We start from the raw sequence: 15,070 nt of genomic DNA, 5'->3' as shown, positions 1-15,070 counted from the left end.
CATGGCGATCCCGCTCACCTACATCGCGCGCAACCTGTGGACCAGGCGGCTCACCACCGCGCTCACCGCGGGCGGGATGGCGCTCGTGATCTTCGTGTTCGCGACGGTGCAGATGCTCGACGCGGGGCTCACGCAGACGCTCGTGTCGACCGGCGAACCCGACAACGCCGTGGTGATCCGCAAGGGCGCCGAAACCGAGATCCAGAGTTCGATCGACCACCAGCAGGCCAACGCGCTCGAGATGCACCCGGCCGTCGTGCTCGGCCCCGACGGCCGGCCGCTCGTGTCGAAGGAAGCCGTGGTGCTGATCTCGCTCGTGAAGACGTCGAGCGGCAAGCCGTCGAACGTCGTGATCCGCGGCGTGTCGCCGTCCGGCCTCGCGCTACGCCCGCACGTGAAGCTGGTGGCCGGCCGCATGTTCGTGCCCGGCTCGTCGGAAATCATCGTCGGTAGCGCGATCGCGAAAGGCTTCAGCGGCACGCAGCTCGGCGACAGCCTGCATTTCGCGCAGCGCGACTGGACCATCGTCGGCATCTTCGACGCGGGCGGCAGCGGCTTCGATTCGGAGATCTGGGGCGACGTCGACCAGCTGATGCAGTCGTTCCGGCGCACGAGCTACTCGTCGATGGTGCTGCGCATCCCGAGCGCCGACGGCTTCGCGCGCTTCAAGGCCGACATCGACGTCGACCCGCGGCTGACCGACGAGGCGAAGCGCGAGCAGACCTTCTATGGCGACCAGTCGAAGGCGCTGTCGAAGTTCATCAACATCCTCGGCATCACGCTGTCGACGATCTTCTCGATCGCCGCGATGATCGGCGCGATGATCACGATGTATGCGTCGGTCGCGAACCGCGTCGCCGAGATCGGCACGCTGCGCGCGCTCGGCTTCAAGCGCATGAGCGTGCTCGCCGCGTTCCTGCTGGAGGCGCTGCTGCTCGGCTTCGTCGGCGGCGTCGCGGGGCTCGCGTGCGCATCGCTGATGCAGTTCGCGTCGTTCTCGACCACCAACTTCCAGACCTTCGCGGACCTGTCGTTCCGTTTCGTGCTGACGCCCGCGATCGTCGTGAAGACGCTGCTGTTCTCGCTCGTGATGGGGCTCGTCGGCGGGTTCCTGCCGGCGATGCGCGCCGCGCGGCTGAAGATCGTCGACGCGCTGCGCGCGCAGTGACGCGCGCCGCCGCTCAGCGCACGCGCGGCACCCACGCGCCGTGGAACCCGGCCGGCACGCGGCGCGGCAGGTGCACGGTCGCGATCGGCCCCGCCTCGAGCGCGCGCGCATCGAGGATCACGACGTCGCTCGTATCCGTCGCCGCGCGGTAGACCATCACCAGCAGCCAGCCGTCGTCCTCGTCGACGCCGCCCGGGCGCGGCACGAACACGGGCTCGCCGTTCTGGTCGCCGGCCGGCACCGCGTAGCGCGTCGTCGTGCCGCGGATGTGGTCGAAGCGCATCACGCCGCGCATTTCCGCATGGTTCGGCTGCTCGGCCGCATACAGGTAGCGGTAGCGGCGCCCCATCCGGCTTTCGTTGATGCGCGGCAGCTCGATGCCGCCGTCGGCAAGCGGCCCTTCGTCGATCAGCCCGTTCGCCGTGTCGATCACGTAGCGCCACAGCTCGCCGACCGGGTTGTCGGCGAAGCGGCCCGTGCGCGCATCGAGCCGCAGGTACCACGGATAACGCACCGCATCGAGCACGATGCATGACGCGTCGCAATCGTACGCGTTCACGACGTGCTGGATGAAGCACGGCTCGATGCCGAACCAGCGCACGTCGCCGCCGTGGCGCGCGATCACGCCGATGCGCGCGGCCCGGTCGTCGTGCCAGCGCAGCGGCATCCGGTGGCCCTGCTTCAGCATCGAGAAGTCATAGCCGACGTTCAGGTCGAGCAGCAGGCTGCGGGTTTCCGTGATCGCGAGATCGTGCATCATCGACGGCGCAGGCAGGTCGACGGCGATGTCGACGCGCTGCACGCCGTGCGCGTCGACGACGCCGTAGCGCAGCCACGGCGCGCGCCAGTCCGCACGAAACGCGATCAGCTCGCCCGTTTCCGGATCGACCTTCGGATGCGCGGTCATCCCGCCATCGAAGCCCGCATGCCGCGCCGACACGCCGAGCGAATCGAGCGCGGCGGTGATCGCGAACGGCGCGCCGCCCTCCGCCAGCGCGAGCAGTTCGCCGGCGTGCTGCAGCACGTTCACGTTCGGATTGGTGTCGGGCAGATGCGGCGCCTGCGCGGGCGCATGCACGGCGGCCCAGCGGCGCGTGCGCGCCCAGCGATTCCGATAGCCGGCCGCGCGGCCGCGTTCGAACGCGATCGCGTGCAGCATCGCGGCTTCCGGCCACCACGACAGCACGTCGTTCCCTTCGAAGCGGCCGCCCGGCGGATTCGGGCCGTTGCGCAGCAGCGTGCCGTCGAGTTCGCGCGGGATGGTGCCGGTCACGCGCAGGTCGACGAGATCGACCTCGTCGGCGACCGGCGCGATCGCGCCGCGGTTCAGATCGAATGTGGTCATCGCGTCGGGCGTTCCGTCAGCAGTCTTCGGTGGACGGCGGCAGGTCGCCGCGCGCCAGCGCGAGCGCATGGTCGCGCACGTCGCCCGGCCAGCCGGCGATCAGCTCGGCCAGCCGCGCCGGGTCGTTCGCATACAGCGCCCGCGCGGCCTCCTCGAACCCGGGCAGGTCGCCTGCCATCGCCGACATGAAGTGGTATGCGCGTGCCTGCGCGTCGCGGCGCCGGTCGGCCGCCGCATGCGTGCGCCGCGCGTCCTCGACGAGCTTGCGCAGCGCGACGGACGCGCCGCCCGGCTGCGCGCCGAGCCATTCCCAGTGACGCGGCAGCAGCGTGACCTCGCGCGACACGACGCCGAGCTTCGGTCGGCCGCGGCCGCGCTGCTCGCCCGCGCCGGCCGGCTCGCCGGCGGCACCGGACACGCCGCCCGGCGGAGCGTAGCGCGCGCGGATATCGTCCGCCGTGCCGCGCAGGTCGAGATCGATCGAGCGGCCCGTCGTGTCGTCGAAGATCAGGATCGTGCCGGACATTGCGTCGCCGGCTTGCCTGACCGCGAGCGCGACCGTCGCGAGCGGGCCCGACGCGAGCCGCCGGTGGCCGTCGAAGGCGGTGTATGAAGGAAGAATCGTGGAGGTTGTCATCGTGGTCGCCCGCAGGCAGGAATCGGAATGTCGTTATTTTTATCCGGGTATAAATAGAATGTCAATATCACCCGGGTAAAAACATGACGGCGTACCGCCGCTGGCCGCGTCGCGACCATCGATTCAAATGCTGAATCGATCAAGTCAGCAATTGGCATGAAAGTGCAAATATCGACATGACAGAATGGCCTGGACGCCCTGCCCGCATCGGCGTCCGGCGCCCGGCCTCCGGCCGGCGGCGCCTTCACAAACAACGCGCGCACCCGACGCGCCTGCCGCACGACGGCAACCTTCCGCCATTCGGAGGAGACAGTCATGAATCCGCTTCAAGCGCTGCCGGCGTCCGCGTCGGCAACCGCCCGGCGCACGCGCGTGCGCTGGCTCGTGCTGGCCGTCCTGTTCGCGGTCACGACGATCAACTACGCGGATCGCGCGGCGATCGCGATCGCCGGACCGAGCCTCGCCCGCGCGCTGCACCTCAGCCACGTGCAGATCGGCTTCATCTTCTCCGCGTTCGGCTGGTCGTACGTGGTCGCGCAACTGCCGGGCGGCTGGCTGCTCGACCGCTACGGGTCGCGCATCGTCTACGCGTTCAGCATCTTCTTCTGGTCGCTGTTCACGCTGCTGCAGGGCGCGATCGGCTTCTTCGGCGGCGCGGCCGCGTTCGCGCTGCTGTTCGGGCTGCGCTTCCTGGTCGGCGCGGCCGAGGCGCCTTCGTTTCCGGCCAACAGCCGGATCGTGTCCGCGTGGTTCCCGGCCGCCGAGCGCGGCACCGCGTCGGCGATCTTCAACGCCGCGCAGTACGCGGCAACCGTCGTGTTCGCGCCGCTGATGGGCTGGCTCGTGCACGCGTTCGGCTGGCAGTCGGTGTTCGCGGTGATGGGCGTGCTCGGCTTCGCGTTCGTCGCGGTGTGGAACCGCACGATGTACGACCCGAAGGACCACCCGAACATCAACCGCGCGGAACTCGACTACCTCGCCGAAGGCGGTGCGCTCGTCAACATCGACCAGGCGACGGGCGCGCACGGCGGCGGCCCGTCGATGCGTCACGTGAAGGCGCTGCTGAAGAGCCGGATGCTGATCGGCGTGTATGTCGCGCAGTACTGCATCAACGCACTCACCTATTTCTTCATCACGTGGTTTCCCGTCTATCTCGTGCAGGCGCGCGGGATGTCGATCCTCAACGCGGGGCTCGTCGCGTCGATCCCGGCCGTGTGCGGGTTTCTCGGCGGGATTCTCGGCGGCGTCGTGTCCGACGCGCTGCTCAGGCAGGGCCGCTCGCTGTCGGTCGCGCGCAAGGTGCCGATCGTGTTCGGCATGCTGCTGTCGATGTCGATGATCGTCTGCAACTACACCGATTCGCACGTGCTCGTCGTGCTGTTCATGGCGCTGTCGTTCTTCGGCAAGGGGCTCGGCGCGCTCGGCTGGGCCGTCAACGCGGACACCGCGCCGCGCCAGATCGCGGGGCTGAGCGGCGCGCTGCTCAACACGTGCGGCAATCTGTCGAGCATCACGACGCCGATCGCGATCGGCTATATCGTCGACCGCAGCGGCTCGTTCAACGGCGCGCTCGTCTATGTCGTCGCGCACGCGCTCGTCGCCGTGATCTGCTACCTGTTCGTCGTCGGCGAGATCCGCCGCGTCGAGCTTCATTGAACGGCGCGGGCCGCGCCGGTGCGTCGGGCGGCCCGCGCGCCACCGGAACCAGGAGCGAACCGATGTCCGAATCCCACCGTGCCGGCACCCCGCGCGTCACGCGCATGCAGGTGATTCCCGTCGCCGGCCGCGACAGCATGCTGCTCAACCTGTGCGGCGCACACGCCCCCTACTTCACGCGCAACCTCGTGATCCTCGACGACAGCAGCGGCCACACCGGCGTCGGCGAGGTGCCGGGCGGCGAAGGGATCCGCCATGCGCTCGAGCGCATGACGGATCTCGTGGTCGGCCAGTCGATCGGGCGCTACCAGGCGACGCTCAATGCAGTGCGCGCGGCGCTGTCCGGCGCAGGCGCGGGTGCGGGCCGCACGATCCGGCACGAGGTGACGTCGGCCGGCGAAGCGGCCGTGCTGCGCCAGCCACACGAGATCAACCTGCGGCTCGACAACGTGATCACCGCGATCGAGGCCGCGCTGCTCGACCTGCTCGGCCAGCATCTCGACGTGCCGGTTGCGGCGCTGCTCGGCGAAGGCCAGCAGCGCGACGCGGTGCCGATGCTCGCGTACCTGTTCTATATCGGCGACCGGCGCCGCACCGATCTGCCGTATCGCGACGAGACGCACGCATCGGACGCGTGGTTCCGGCTGCGCAACGAAGCGGCGCTCACGCCGGCCGCGATCGCGCGGCAGGCCGAAGCCGCGGTCGAGCGCTACGGCTTCGCCGACTTCAAGCTGAAGGGCGGCGTGATGGCCGGCGCCGACGAGATGGAAGCGATCGCGGCGATCAAGGCGCGTTTCCCGGACTCACGCACGACGCTCGACCCGAACGGCGCATGGTCGCTCGACGAGGCCGTCGCGCTGTGCCGTGGCCAGGGCCACCTGCTTGCGTACGCGGAGGATCCGTGCGGGCCGGAAGGCGGTTATTCGGGCCGCGAGGTGATGGCCGAATTCCGCCGCGCGACGGGCATTCCGACCGCGACCAACATGATCGCGACCGACTGGCGGCAGATGGATCACGCGGTGCGGCTGCAGGCGGTCGACATCCCGCTCGCCGATCCGCATTTCTGGACGATGCAGGGCTCGGTGCGGCTCGCGCAGTTGTGCCGCGACTGGGGGCTCACCTGGGGCTCGCACTCGAACAACCACTTCGACGTGTCGCTCGCGATGTTCACGCATGCGGCGGCGGCCGCGCCCGGCACGATCACCGCGATCGACACGCACTGGATCTGGCAGGAAGGCGACGCGCGGCTCACGCGCGAGCCGCTCGCGATCGTCGGCGGCAAGGTGGCCGTGCCGGAGCGACCGGGGCTCGGGATCGAGCTCGACATGGCACAGGTCGAGGCCGCGCATGCGCTGTACAACGAGGTGGGTGGCACCGCGCGCGACGACGCGGTCGCGATGCGCTATCTCGTGCCGGGGTGGACGTACGATCCGAAGCGGCCCAGTTTCGGGCGGGGGTGACGGGAGGGCGGGTGACGGGTGACGGTGCGGCATTCGCGGCGCTGTCGGTACCGACGTGCAAGGCCGTCAACGATCTGCTGCACTAGCCGCCGCGCAAGCGCCGCAAGGCGGCCCCGCCAAAAAACAAAAAGGCCCGATCTTGCGATCGAGCCTTTCGAATTCCGTTGGTGGAGCGGAGGAGGATCGAACTCCCGACCTTCGCATTGCGAACGCGACGCTCTCCCAGCTGAGCTACCGCCCCAACAGTCAGTAATCATACACACGCATTTCCGCGCTTGGCAATAGGGGTTTCAGCACCCATAAAGCGTTACTTTGACGGCGCGCCGGCCAGCACCCATTCGACCACCGAACGGATGTCGGCGTCGCTCATGCGCGGGTGCGCCGGCATCGGAATCGCCCCCCAGACGCCGGAACCGCCTTCCTTCACCTTCTTCTGCAGCTTCGCCACGGCCTGCGGATCGGACTTGTAGCGGGCGGCGATATCCTTGAACGACGGGCCGACCAGCTTGCGGTCGACCGCGTGGCAGCCCATGCACGCGTTGCCGCGCGCCACCTTCAGGCCGTCGCCGACGTCCGCGTGCGCGGCGCCCAGCGTGCCGGCCACGAGCGCCACGGCCGCGGCGCCCTGCACCATCCACTGTTTCATCTGCTTCATCCGCACGATCTTCATTGCGACGGTGCCTTCGGGTTGCCCGGGTGCACGTTCGACGAATTCGAGATCGGCGCGGGCGGCTGCAGCGGCGTGGACTGCACCGACGCGTCGGGCACCGCACCGACCGTCGCGGTGTCCGCCGGCGCGGCGGCAGCCTGCGTGCCGGACGCGGGCGACGCGGCCTGCAGCGCCTGCGCATCCTGCGGCTTGACGTACTGGAACACCTTCACGACCTTCTCGACGCCCGGCACCTGGCTCGCGGCTTCGGCGCCGCGATTGCCTTCGTCGACCGTCACGAGGCCCATCAGGTAAAGGTTGCCGCGCTCGCTGACGACCTTGTAGTAGTTCGCCGAAATGCCCTTCGTCGCGATCAGCTCGGACTTCACGCGCCCTTCGAGGTACGAGTCGTTCGCGCGCGACGACAACGACGCCGCCGGCTCGACCGACAGCTCGTTGACGATGCCGTTCACGTTGTTGATGCCGCGCACGATCTCCTCGGCGCGCTGCTTCGACGCATTGTTCGGCACTTCGCCCGTCAGCAGCACGCGGCGGTTGAACACCGTCACGTTCACGTGCGACTGGTCCGGCAGCCCGTTGTTGATCTGCGAAAGTGCCTTGACCTGGATCTCGCGATCTTCCGTCTGCGCACCGAGCGTACGGCGATCGGTCGCGATCAACGCGCCGCCGCCGGCCGCTGCACCCACGACCCCGAGCACACAACCCTGCAGCGACACGGCGAGGCCCGCCGTCAGCGCGGCGAGCAGCGTGGTTCTGACGAGCGTCTGTTTGACGCGGCTTTGATTCATCGACGGCTCTCCTTCGTTCAATCCTCACCCAGCAGCATCGCGTCGATGCCGTCGCACAGGCAGTGGATAGTCAGCAGATGGACTTCGTGGATGCGCGCCGCGCGAATGGCGGGCACGCTGATCGGAATATCGGTGTCGGACAGCGCGGCCGCGACCGCGTGGCCGTTGCCACCCGTCAGCGCGACGACGGTCATCTCGCGCTCGTGCGCTTCGTCGATCGCCGCGAGCACGCGCGGCGATGCGCCGCCCGGGTCGAGCACCAGCAGGATGTCGCCGGTCTGGCCGAGCACGCGCACCTGCTGCGCGAACAGTTGCTCGGCGGCGGCCGCGCCCGCGAGGCCGGCCTGCGACGCATCGGTGGCGAGCGCGATCGCGGGCAGGCCCGGACGCTCGCGCTCGAAGCCGCCGACGAGCGACGCCGCGAGATAGTGTGCGGCGGCGGCCGACGGGCCGTCACCGCACGCGACGATCTTGTTGCCGTTCGCCAGCGCGGCGAACATCGCGTCGACCGCGGCTGCGATCGGCAACGACAGCGCGTCGGCCGCTTCGGCGTGAAGCGCGGCGCTGTCGCGAAATTGTTGCTGAATACGTTCGACTGACATCGATTCCTGGTGAACTGGGCGCGTGGCACGCATCGCGCGACATCGTGGGTGCGGCGAGTTTACCGTACTCCGGCACCCTCTCCAGCGGTCCGGCAAGAACTCTTTACATCTCGTCACAGCTCGCGGCTACGCATCGTCGGTACGAAATGCGTCGCGCAGCCACACGAGCCGCCCGGCTTCGAACGCGACGACGTCGAAACGGCACGCGGCGCCGGCACCGTGCCGCGCCCAGAACTGGAGCGCCGCGGCGACCAGACGCCGCCGCTTGCGCCAGCCGACGCTCGCGGCCGCGCCGCCATGCCTGACGCTGCGCCGCGCGCGCACTTCGACGAACACGAGCATGCCGTCGGGCTCGCGCATCACGAGATCGAGCTCGCCGCCGCGCATCGTCACGTTCGCCGCAACGAACACGAGCCCGCGGCGTTCGAGAAACTGCCGTGCACGCTGCTCGAATGCCGCGCCGACCGGTTTGGATCGCGCCGCACCGGAAAAGTTGTCGCCCGCGCGCGGCAAACCGCGCCCGCCATCCGGCCGCGCCGGCGCCGCGTGGCACAATGCCGTCCTTGTTCCGCTTGCGCCGCGATTGCGCGCATTGCCTGCCATGACTGCCCTCCTCGAACTCGCGCATACGCAGCACTACCCGAGCGCCACGCTCTACGTGGTCGCCACGCCGATCGGCAACACCGCCGACATCACGCTGCGCGCGCTGCACGTGCTCGGCCTCGCCGACCGCATCGCGGCCGAAGACACCCGCAACACGGGCCAGCTGCTCGCCCGCTACGGGATCTCGAAGCCGCTCCTTGCCGTGCACGAGCACAACGAACGCGAAGCCGCTCAGCGCGTGATCGAACTGCTGCGCGCCGGCGAACGCGTGGCGTACGTATCGGACGCCGGCACGCCGGGCATCTCGGACCCCGGCGCGCGGCTCGTCGACGCGGTACGCACCGCCGGCTTCGCCGTGATTCCGCTGCCGGGCCCGAGCGCGGCCGTGACCGCGTTGAGCGTGGCCGGCGACTGGGCCGGCTCGTTCACGTTCGCGGGCTTCCTGCCGCCGAAGGCCAAACAGCGCGCAACCGCGCTGCAGGCGCTGGTATCGCACCCGTACGCGCTGGTGTTCTACGAAGCGCCGCACCGGATCGCCGAAACCGTCGCCGCGCTCGCCGACGCGTTCGGCCCCGCACGCCGGCTGCTGATCGCGCGCGAGCTCACCAAGCTACACGAGCAACTGTTCCAGGGCACCCTGGCCGAAGGACAGATCTGGCTCGCCGGCGATGCGAACCGGCAGCGCGGCGAATTCGTGCTGGTCGTCGAAGGCGCGCCGGCGGCGAGCGGCGAAGCCGACGACACCGCGCACGACGCGCTGCTCAGGCTGCTGCTGGAAGAAGTGCCGGTGAAGAGTGCGGCCAAGCTCGCGGCCGCGCTGACGGGCGCGTCGCGCAACACGCTGTATGCGCGCGCGCTCGCGCTGAAGGAAGGCTGACGCGCGACGGCGCCGCGCGGAAACGACAAAGGGCTGCCGGAAGGCAGCCCTTTGTACATGAGCGGATGATCCGCCGCGTTACTTCGCCGAGACCGACGCGAACATTTCGTCGCGCGCGTCGCGCGCTTCCCGCGGCGACAGCCCTTCGATCTTCACGCGGCCGGTGCCGGCGTGCACGAGGCCGATCATCTTGGCGGCGGCATACGACAGGTCGAGCACGCGGCCGCGCTTGAACGGCCCGCGATCGTTGACCTTCACGACGACCCACTTGCCGGTCGACGCGTTCGTCACCTTGATGTACGACGAAAGCGGCAGCGTGCGGTGCGCGGCGGTGAGCGCGTTCATGTTGAAACGCTCGCCGTTCGCGGTGCGGCGGCCGTGGAAATCCCGCCCGTACCAGGAGGCGCGACCCGTCTGGCGGAAGTCGGACACATCCTTGCCGTCGATCGGCTCGGCGTCCGCCAGCGACGGCTTCTTCGCGTCCTTGCTGTCGGCAGCCGGCATCGACGCCAGCGCGGAATCGAAATTCAGTTGTTGCTTGTCGTTGTCCGCCTTCGCGGCAGCGGCCGTCTTGTCGACCGCGTTCTTCTGGTTCGCGCTTCCGGTGGTCTGGCTGGGTGGCACCGCACAGCCCGTCAACGCAAAAAATAATGCAATGGTCCCGAATCGACTCGGAAATCGTACGTTCATCGACGTGTCGCCTTCTGGTTCGGGCCGCCGCGTCAAAACGCTGCTTAACAACGCAGACACGCAGCCCGGACGGCAAATGCGTGCACGCCCCGCTCGAATGCGAGCAGGCGGCTAGCATGGGCGCGGCTTTCGTCTATGCCGCAACCGTCCTGATTAGCTTTCACGTCTGGCGCAACCTGTCCCCAACAGCCTGACCAGACCCCACATGCCGCCATCGAACATGGCTTCACGTTCGCGCGCGTCGATACGACCGACTCACAGGAACGGCGGCACAGGCCTCATCCGGCGGCGCGGCAGCAGGGCCGCAGGCGGGCGCGCAGCACCCGGCCGGACAAGACGTGAGCACCGACTACTCGGTGCTGGATACACCGCCGGACTCCCCGGCGGCTGATGCTTGACGGTGAATCCGACGCCCCATTTAACGGGGCCGAAACACCAGCGAATTGCGTAAAACTCACGCTCAATGGGGCGCATTATACATAAACCAAAACGCCGTCTCGAAAAGCGGCCCGTCCGGAGCATTGATTCTCGCTATGGCGGTAACAATCGACATGCTCCGGGATTGCCCGTAGACACGCGTCGCGCGGTGCGCCGCTCGGGCGGCAGGCAGCGCGCGCGACCGGTACAATCGCTCCTTTTAGCCGCCGGTGCCTCCATGAAAGTCACGCTCATTCCGGTCACGCCGTTCCAGCAGAACTGCTCGCTGCTCGTCTGCGAGAAGACGGGCCGCGCCGCCATCGTCGATCCGGGCGGCGATCTCGACCGGATCGAACAGGAAGTCGCGCGGCAGAACGTGCAGGTCGAGAAGGTGCTGCTCACGCACGGACACATCGATCACTGCGCGGGCGCGAAGACGCTCGCGACGCACTACGGCGTGCCGATCGAGGGGCCGCAGGAAGAAGAGCGCTTCTGGATCGAGAAGCTGCCGACGCAGAGCGAGCGCTTCGGCTTTCCGGCCGCCGACGCCTTCGAGCCGGACCGCTGGCTGAACGACGGCGACACCGTGCGGTTCGGCGACGAGACGCTCGAGGTCTATCACTGCCCGGGCCACACGCCGGGCCACGTCGTGTTCTTCAGCCGCGCGCATCGCGTCGCAATCGTCGGCGACGTATTGTTCGCGGGCTCGATCGGCCGTACCGACTTTCCGCGCGGCAATCACGCGGATCTCGTCCGTTCGATCAAGGAAAAACTGTGGCCGCTCGGCGACGACGTCACGTTCGTGCCGGGCCACGGCCCCGTGTCGACGTTCGGCGACGAGCGCCGCACGAACCCGTTCGTGTCCGACAAGGTATTCGGATGAACCAGACCGCCATTCAGGAAATCTACGTCAGCACCGACGTCGAGGCCGACGGCCCGATTCCCGGCCCGCATTCGATGCTGAGCTTCGCATCGGCCGCCTATACCGAGGACAAGCAGCTGATCGCGACGTTCTCGGCGAACCTCGAGACGCTGCCCGGCGCACAGGCGCATCCGGTTCAGGAAGCGTGGTGGAAGACCGAGCCCGATGCATGGGCTGCCTGCCGGCGCGACCTGCAGGCGCCCGAGGCGGCGCTGGTCGCGTACGTCGACTGGGTCGAGGCGCTGCCCGGCAAGCCCGTGTTCGTCGCGATGCCGGCCGGTTTCGACTTCACGTTCATGTTCTGGTACATGATGCGCTTCGCGGGACGCTGCCCGTTCTCGTGGTCGGCGCTCGACATCAAGACGCTCGCGTTCGCGATGACGGGCCTGCCGTACCGCAAGGCGATCAAGCCGCGCTTTCCGAAGCACTGGTTCGACGACCACCCGCATACGCACGTCGCGCTCGACGACGCGATCGAGCAAGGCGCGCTGTTCTGCAACATGCTCGCCGACCTGCGCCGGCAGCAGGCCGCGCTCGCGGGCCTCGCCGTGTCGGATACCGATCGGTCGGAAAACGCGGGGGTGGGACAAAATCCCACGGATCCGCGAGCAAATTAGCGAATCTCGCTCAACAGCGCCGCGCCAGATTGCCTTTCCTTTCCCGGCCCTCTAACATTCAGCGTGTTGTAGCTGCCGCATGGAGGCGCAGGTGACGCTCGATTCCTTTTCGCAAAAAATCCTTCGCCTGTTGCAGCTCGACGCGCGCCGTTCCGTACAGGAAATCTCCGATCAGGTCGGCCTGTCGAGCACGCCGTGCTGGCGCCGCATCAAGGACATGGAACAGTCGGGCGTGATCCAACGCTACACGGCGCTGCTCGATCGCGAGAAGCTCGGCCTGCACGTGTGCGCGCTCGCGCACGTGCACCTGACCCGCCACAACGAAGGCGGCGTCGAGCAGTTCGAGCGCGAGATCGCGACCTGCCCGGAAGTCACCGAGTGCTACAGCACGACCGGCGAAGCCGATTACATCCTCAAGATCGTCGCACCCGACATCAAGGCCTACGACGTGTTCCTGCACGAACGCATTTTCAAGATTCCGGCCGTGTCGCAAGTGCGCACGAGCGTCGTGCTGCGCGAGATCAAGTTCGACACGCAACTGCCGCTGTAACACGCGGGCCCGCACGGACGGCCCGCGTTCGCGGGCATCGCGTCACGCCTGCGCGGGCACCGTGCGCGTGAAGCCGATCCGGCGCGCGCCGAACTCGCGCTTCAACGCGTCGGCGTCGAGCCGGCCGGCCAGCGCCGCATCGGTGTCGCCCGGATCGCTGGCGAGCGTCACGTCGATCTCGAGCCCCGTACTCAGGTAATGCAGGTTGATCGCCGCCGCGCGCAGCCCGCGCTGCGCGAGCGCCGCCTCGAGCCGTGCCGCGATCTCGCCGCGCGGCGGCAGCGCGAGCGCCGGACGGCGCGCCGCGTCGTTCTCGGGGTCGACGTGGATCAGCGCATCGAGCACGCGCGGGTCGGACAGCACGCGTGCGCGCGCGGTCTCGGCGATGTAATGCCCTTCGGACACGGAGATCTTCGGGTCGACGAGGATGTGCGCGTCGACGAGCGCGGCATCGCCCATCTTGCGCGTGCGCAGGTCGTGCACGTCGCGCACGCCGGGGGTCGCCGCGAGCAGCGCGTGGATCTCGGCCGTGTCGGCCGTGTCGAGCGCGCGGTCGGAGAGGTCCTGCAACGCGTCATAGCCGAACGTCCAGCCCATGCGCGCAACCATGAAGCCGACGATCGCCGCCGCGATCGGGTCGAGCAGCCGCACGCCGGCCAGGCTGCCGACGATGCCGATCGCGACGACGAGCGACGACGCGGCGTCCGAACGCGCATGCCATGCGTTCGCGACGAGCATCGCCGAGCGGACGCGCCGCGCCTCGCGCAGCATGTAGCGAAACAGCGCTTCTTTCGACACGAGCACCGTCAGCGCGACGATCAGCGCGGAAAAATGCACGGCCGGGATGTTTTCGAGATTAACGAGCCGGTCGCCGGCGCGCCAGAGCATGCCGATTCCGACCGCAATCAGGATCGCGCCGAGAAACAGCGACGCGACCGTCTCGTAGCGGCTGTGTCCGTAATTGTGGTCGGCGTCCGGCGATGCGCCGCTATGCCGATTCGCAACCAGCACGACGAAATCCGAGATCAAATCGGAAATCGAATGCACACCGTCGGCAATCAACGCCTGCGAATGCGCAATCGTGCCGACGACGATCTGAAATGTCGCAAGCACGACATTCAGCACAATACTGACGAGCGTGCTCTTGCGCGCAACTGCGTGCTTATCTGCGCTTTGCGCGTCGCCGGAAAACGTGGACATGAAATATGAGATATCGGTGTGCGATACGCAATTCTATCAAAGGCGCCCCGCAAGCTCCGCCAATACCCACAAATTTCTCATTCAAATCAACCGCTTATACGAACGTGTCGCATTTTCATTCACACGGCATTATTACAGTTCCATGACACTTCCCGCGCACCGGCCGGTGTCCGGAAACAAAAAAGCCGCGCTCCTGAACGGACACGCGGCTCTTTTGAGCAGACGACTTAAACAAGCGTTTAAATCGCAAACTGTTCGCGGTTCTTGCCGGCGATCCAGCGCGGCGGCTTGCCGCGGCCCGACCACGTCGCGCCCGATTCCGGATCGCGGTATTTCGCGGCCACGCCTGCGCGCGGACGGCCAACCTTACCTGCCTTCGCGCGGTTGAGGCCGAGTTCGGCGAGCGAAAAGCCGTAGTCGGCAATTTTCTGCTTCACGTCATTCAGCACTTCAGCGTATTCACGCGACTTCGCTTCTTCGATTTGCTTCTCCAGCTTTTCCCGCTGGGCCAGCAGGTCCTTGTAAGAAGACATAGTTTCCCTTTCTATCTGACTAATGGCGCCGGTCTGCAGCCAGCTCACCATTCATGAAATATATGTGCCTCGGATTTTCGAAGGCAGAGATTAGCACAAAAAAGATTTGATAGAAGCGAGATTCATGAAAATCCCTAGATCAATTGTAATTCGCACATGTCATTTTGACCGGACACGGCCTTTTCTCAAATTTTTACGCTCCTCCACAGAGATTAGGACATTAGCGATCGTCTATTAAGGCTATCAACATACGCAATTACCCTGCATACTAAAAATCAAAGCTTTCATAGGACGACAGGTTTGCGAAAATCGGATGGTGCGGCTTGCTGAACTGA

Annotated in this window: 17 protein-coding genes and 1 tRNA gene; 7 read left to right on the top strand and 11 right to left on the bottom strand. The window is 67.4% G+C overall.

Going from position 1 to position 15,070, the window contains the following annotated elements; all coding sequences use genetic code 11:
- Position 1: 1 nt before the first annotated feature.
- A complete protein-coding gene (locus OEJ37_RS31855; protein WP_174422316.1) occupies positions 2 to 1,168 on the top strand; it encodes an ABC transporter permease in 1,167 nt (388 codons plus the stop codon).
- A 13-nt stretch (positions 1,169 to 1,181) separates the two neighbouring features.
- On the opposite strand, the gene OEJ37_RS31850 is transcribed toward OEJ37_RS31855, so the two are convergent.
- The 3 genes from OEJ37_RS31850 to OEJ37_RS31840 are packed head-to-tail and all read right to left on the bottom strand — an operon-like array spanning position 1,182 to position 3,467.
- Positions 1,182 to 2,513, bottom strand: a complete 1,332-nt coding sequence (locus OEJ37_RS31850) for a carotenoid oxygenase family protein (protein ID WP_263348871.1) — start codon at positions 2,511 to 2,513, stop codon at positions 1,182 to 1,184.
- A gap of 16 nt (positions 2,514 to 2,529) precedes the next feature.
- Positions 2,530 to 3,150: a DUF2239 family protein gene (locus OEJ37_RS31845; protein WP_263348867.1), complete on the bottom strand. Its 621-nt coding sequence runs from the start codon at positions 3,148 to 3,150 to the stop codon at positions 2,530 to 2,532.
- The gene (locus tag OEJ37_RS31840; protein WP_263348865.1) at positions 3,147 to 3,467 is read right to left on the bottom strand and encodes a hypothetical protein; all 321 of its coding nucleotides are present in this window, start codon (positions 3,465 to 3,467) and stop codon (positions 3,147 to 3,149) included. The genes OEJ37_RS31845 and OEJ37_RS31840 overlap by 4 nt, the downstream gene beginning before the upstream one ends.
- Between OEJ37_RS31840 and OEJ37_RS31835 the strand changes: the two genes are divergently transcribed.
- Both OEJ37_RS31835 and OEJ37_RS31830 read left to right on the top strand, forming a co-directional pair.
- Positions 3,466 to 4,806, top strand: coding sequence for an MFS transporter (locus OEJ37_RS31835; protein WP_111015538.1), 1,341 nt, complete (start codon positions 3,466 to 3,468; stop codon positions 4,804 to 4,806). The genes OEJ37_RS31840 and OEJ37_RS31835 overlap by 2 nt on opposite strands.
- 62 nt (positions 4,807 to 4,868) lie before the next feature.
- Positions 4,869 to 6,266 (top strand): enolase C-terminal domain-like protein, encoded by a 1,398-nt coding sequence (locus OEJ37_RS31830; RefSeq protein WP_263348862.1) that lies wholly within the window; start codon positions 4,869 to 4,871, stop codon positions 6,264 to 6,266.
- Between the two features lie 165 nt (positions 6,267 to 6,431).
- Here OEJ37_RS31830 and OEJ37_RS31825 read toward each other — a convergent pair.
- From OEJ37_RS31825 to OEJ37_RS31805, 5 genes are all read right to left on the bottom strand, one after another.
- Positions 6,432 to 6,507, bottom strand: a tRNA-Ala gene (locus tag OEJ37_RS31825).
- A 66-nt stretch (positions 6,508 to 6,573) separates the two neighbouring features.
- A complete protein-coding gene (locus OEJ37_RS31820) occupies positions 6,574 to 6,921 on the bottom strand; it encodes a c-type cytochrome (protein WP_411859302.1) in 348 nt (115 codons plus the stop codon).
- Positions 6,922 to 6,932: 11 nt separating this feature from the next.
- A complete protein-coding gene (locus OEJ37_RS31815) occupies positions 6,933 to 7,724 on the bottom strand; it encodes a BON domain-containing protein (protein WP_174421640.1) in 792 nt (263 codons plus the stop codon).
- A gap of 17 nt (positions 7,725 to 7,741) precedes the next feature.
- Positions 7,742 to 8,326 (bottom strand): SIS domain-containing protein, encoded by a 585-nt coding sequence (locus tag OEJ37_RS31810; RefSeq protein WP_263348859.1) that lies wholly within the window; start codon positions 8,324 to 8,326, stop codon positions 7,742 to 7,744.
- 126 nt (positions 8,327 to 8,452) lie between these two features.
- Positions 8,453 to 8,881, bottom strand: coding sequence for a YraN family protein (locus OEJ37_RS31805; protein WP_174421657.1), 429 nt, complete (start codon positions 8,879 to 8,881; stop codon positions 8,453 to 8,455).
- 46 nt (positions 8,882 to 8,927) lie between these two features.
- On the opposite strand from OEJ37_RS31805, the gene rsmI reads away from it, so the two are divergent.
- Positions 8,928 to 9,806 (top strand): 16S rRNA (cytidine(1402)-2'-O)-methyltransferase, encoded by an 879-nt coding sequence (rsmI, locus tag OEJ37_RS31800; RefSeq protein ID WP_152862348.1) that lies wholly within the window; start codon positions 8,928 to 8,930, stop codon positions 9,804 to 9,806.
- 78 nt (positions 9,807 to 9,884) lie between these two features.
- Here rsmI and OEJ37_RS31795 read toward each other — a convergent pair whose 3' ends face one another.
- Complete coding sequence (locus OEJ37_RS31795; protein ID WP_152862350.1) at positions 9,885 to 10,496, bottom strand: septal ring lytic transglycosylase RlpA family protein; 612 nt, start codon at positions 10,494 to 10,496, stop codon at positions 9,885 to 9,887.
- Positions 10,497 to 11,151: 655 nt separating this feature from the next.
- Between OEJ37_RS31795 and OEJ37_RS31790 the strand changes: the two genes are divergently transcribed.
- The 3 genes from OEJ37_RS31790 (at position 11,152) to OEJ37_RS31780 (ending at position 13,002) form a co-directional block, all read left to right on the top strand.
- Entirely contained in the window at positions 11,152 to 11,796 is a 645-nt protein-coding gene (locus tag OEJ37_RS31790; protein WP_175948438.1) for an MBL fold metallo-hydrolase, read from the top strand.
- The gene (locus tag OEJ37_RS31785; RefSeq protein ID WP_174421637.1) at positions 11,793 to 12,452 is read left to right on the top strand and encodes an exonuclease; all 660 of its coding nucleotides are present in this window, start codon (positions 11,793 to 11,795) and stop codon (positions 12,450 to 12,452) included. Before OEJ37_RS31790 ends, OEJ37_RS31785 begins: the two co-directional genes overlap by 4 nt.
- 79 nt (positions 12,453 to 12,531) lie before the next feature.
- The gene (locus OEJ37_RS31780; RefSeq protein WP_006477376.1) at positions 12,532 to 13,002 is read left to right on the top strand and encodes an Lrp/AsnC family transcriptional regulator; all 471 of its coding nucleotides are present in this window, start codon (positions 12,532 to 12,534) and stop codon (positions 13,000 to 13,002) included.
- A 42-nt stretch (positions 13,003 to 13,044) separates the two neighbouring features.
- Here the strand turns inward: OEJ37_RS31780 and OEJ37_RS31775 are convergent, their stop codons facing one another.
- Together OEJ37_RS31775 and OEJ37_RS31770 are read right to left on the bottom strand one after the other, a co-directional pair.
- On the bottom strand, positions 13,045 to 14,202 hold the full coding sequence (locus OEJ37_RS31775) for a cation diffusion facilitator family transporter (RefSeq protein ID WP_175920814.1): 1,158 nt from the start codon (positions 14,200 to 14,202) through the stop codon (positions 13,045 to 13,047).
- Positions 14,203 to 14,441: 239 nt separating this feature from the next.
- Positions 14,442 to 14,735 carry an H-NS family nucleoid-associated regulatory protein gene (locus OEJ37_RS31770; RefSeq protein ID WP_152862471.1) on the bottom strand — a complete coding sequence of 98 codons (294 nt, stop codon included), beginning with the start codon at positions 14,733 to 14,735 and terminating at the stop codon, positions 14,442 to 14,444.
- Between the last annotated feature and the right edge of the window lie 335 nt (positions 14,736 to 15,070).

Source organism: Burkholderia sp. BKH01 (assembly GCF_025685725.1).
GTDB lineage: Bacteria > Pseudomonadota > Gammaproteobacteria > Burkholderiales > Burkholderiaceae > Burkholderia > Burkholderia pyrrocinia_C.
The sequence above is the reverse complement of the archived record's forward strand: the minus strand, read 5'-3'. Positions and strand labels throughout refer to the sequence as shown.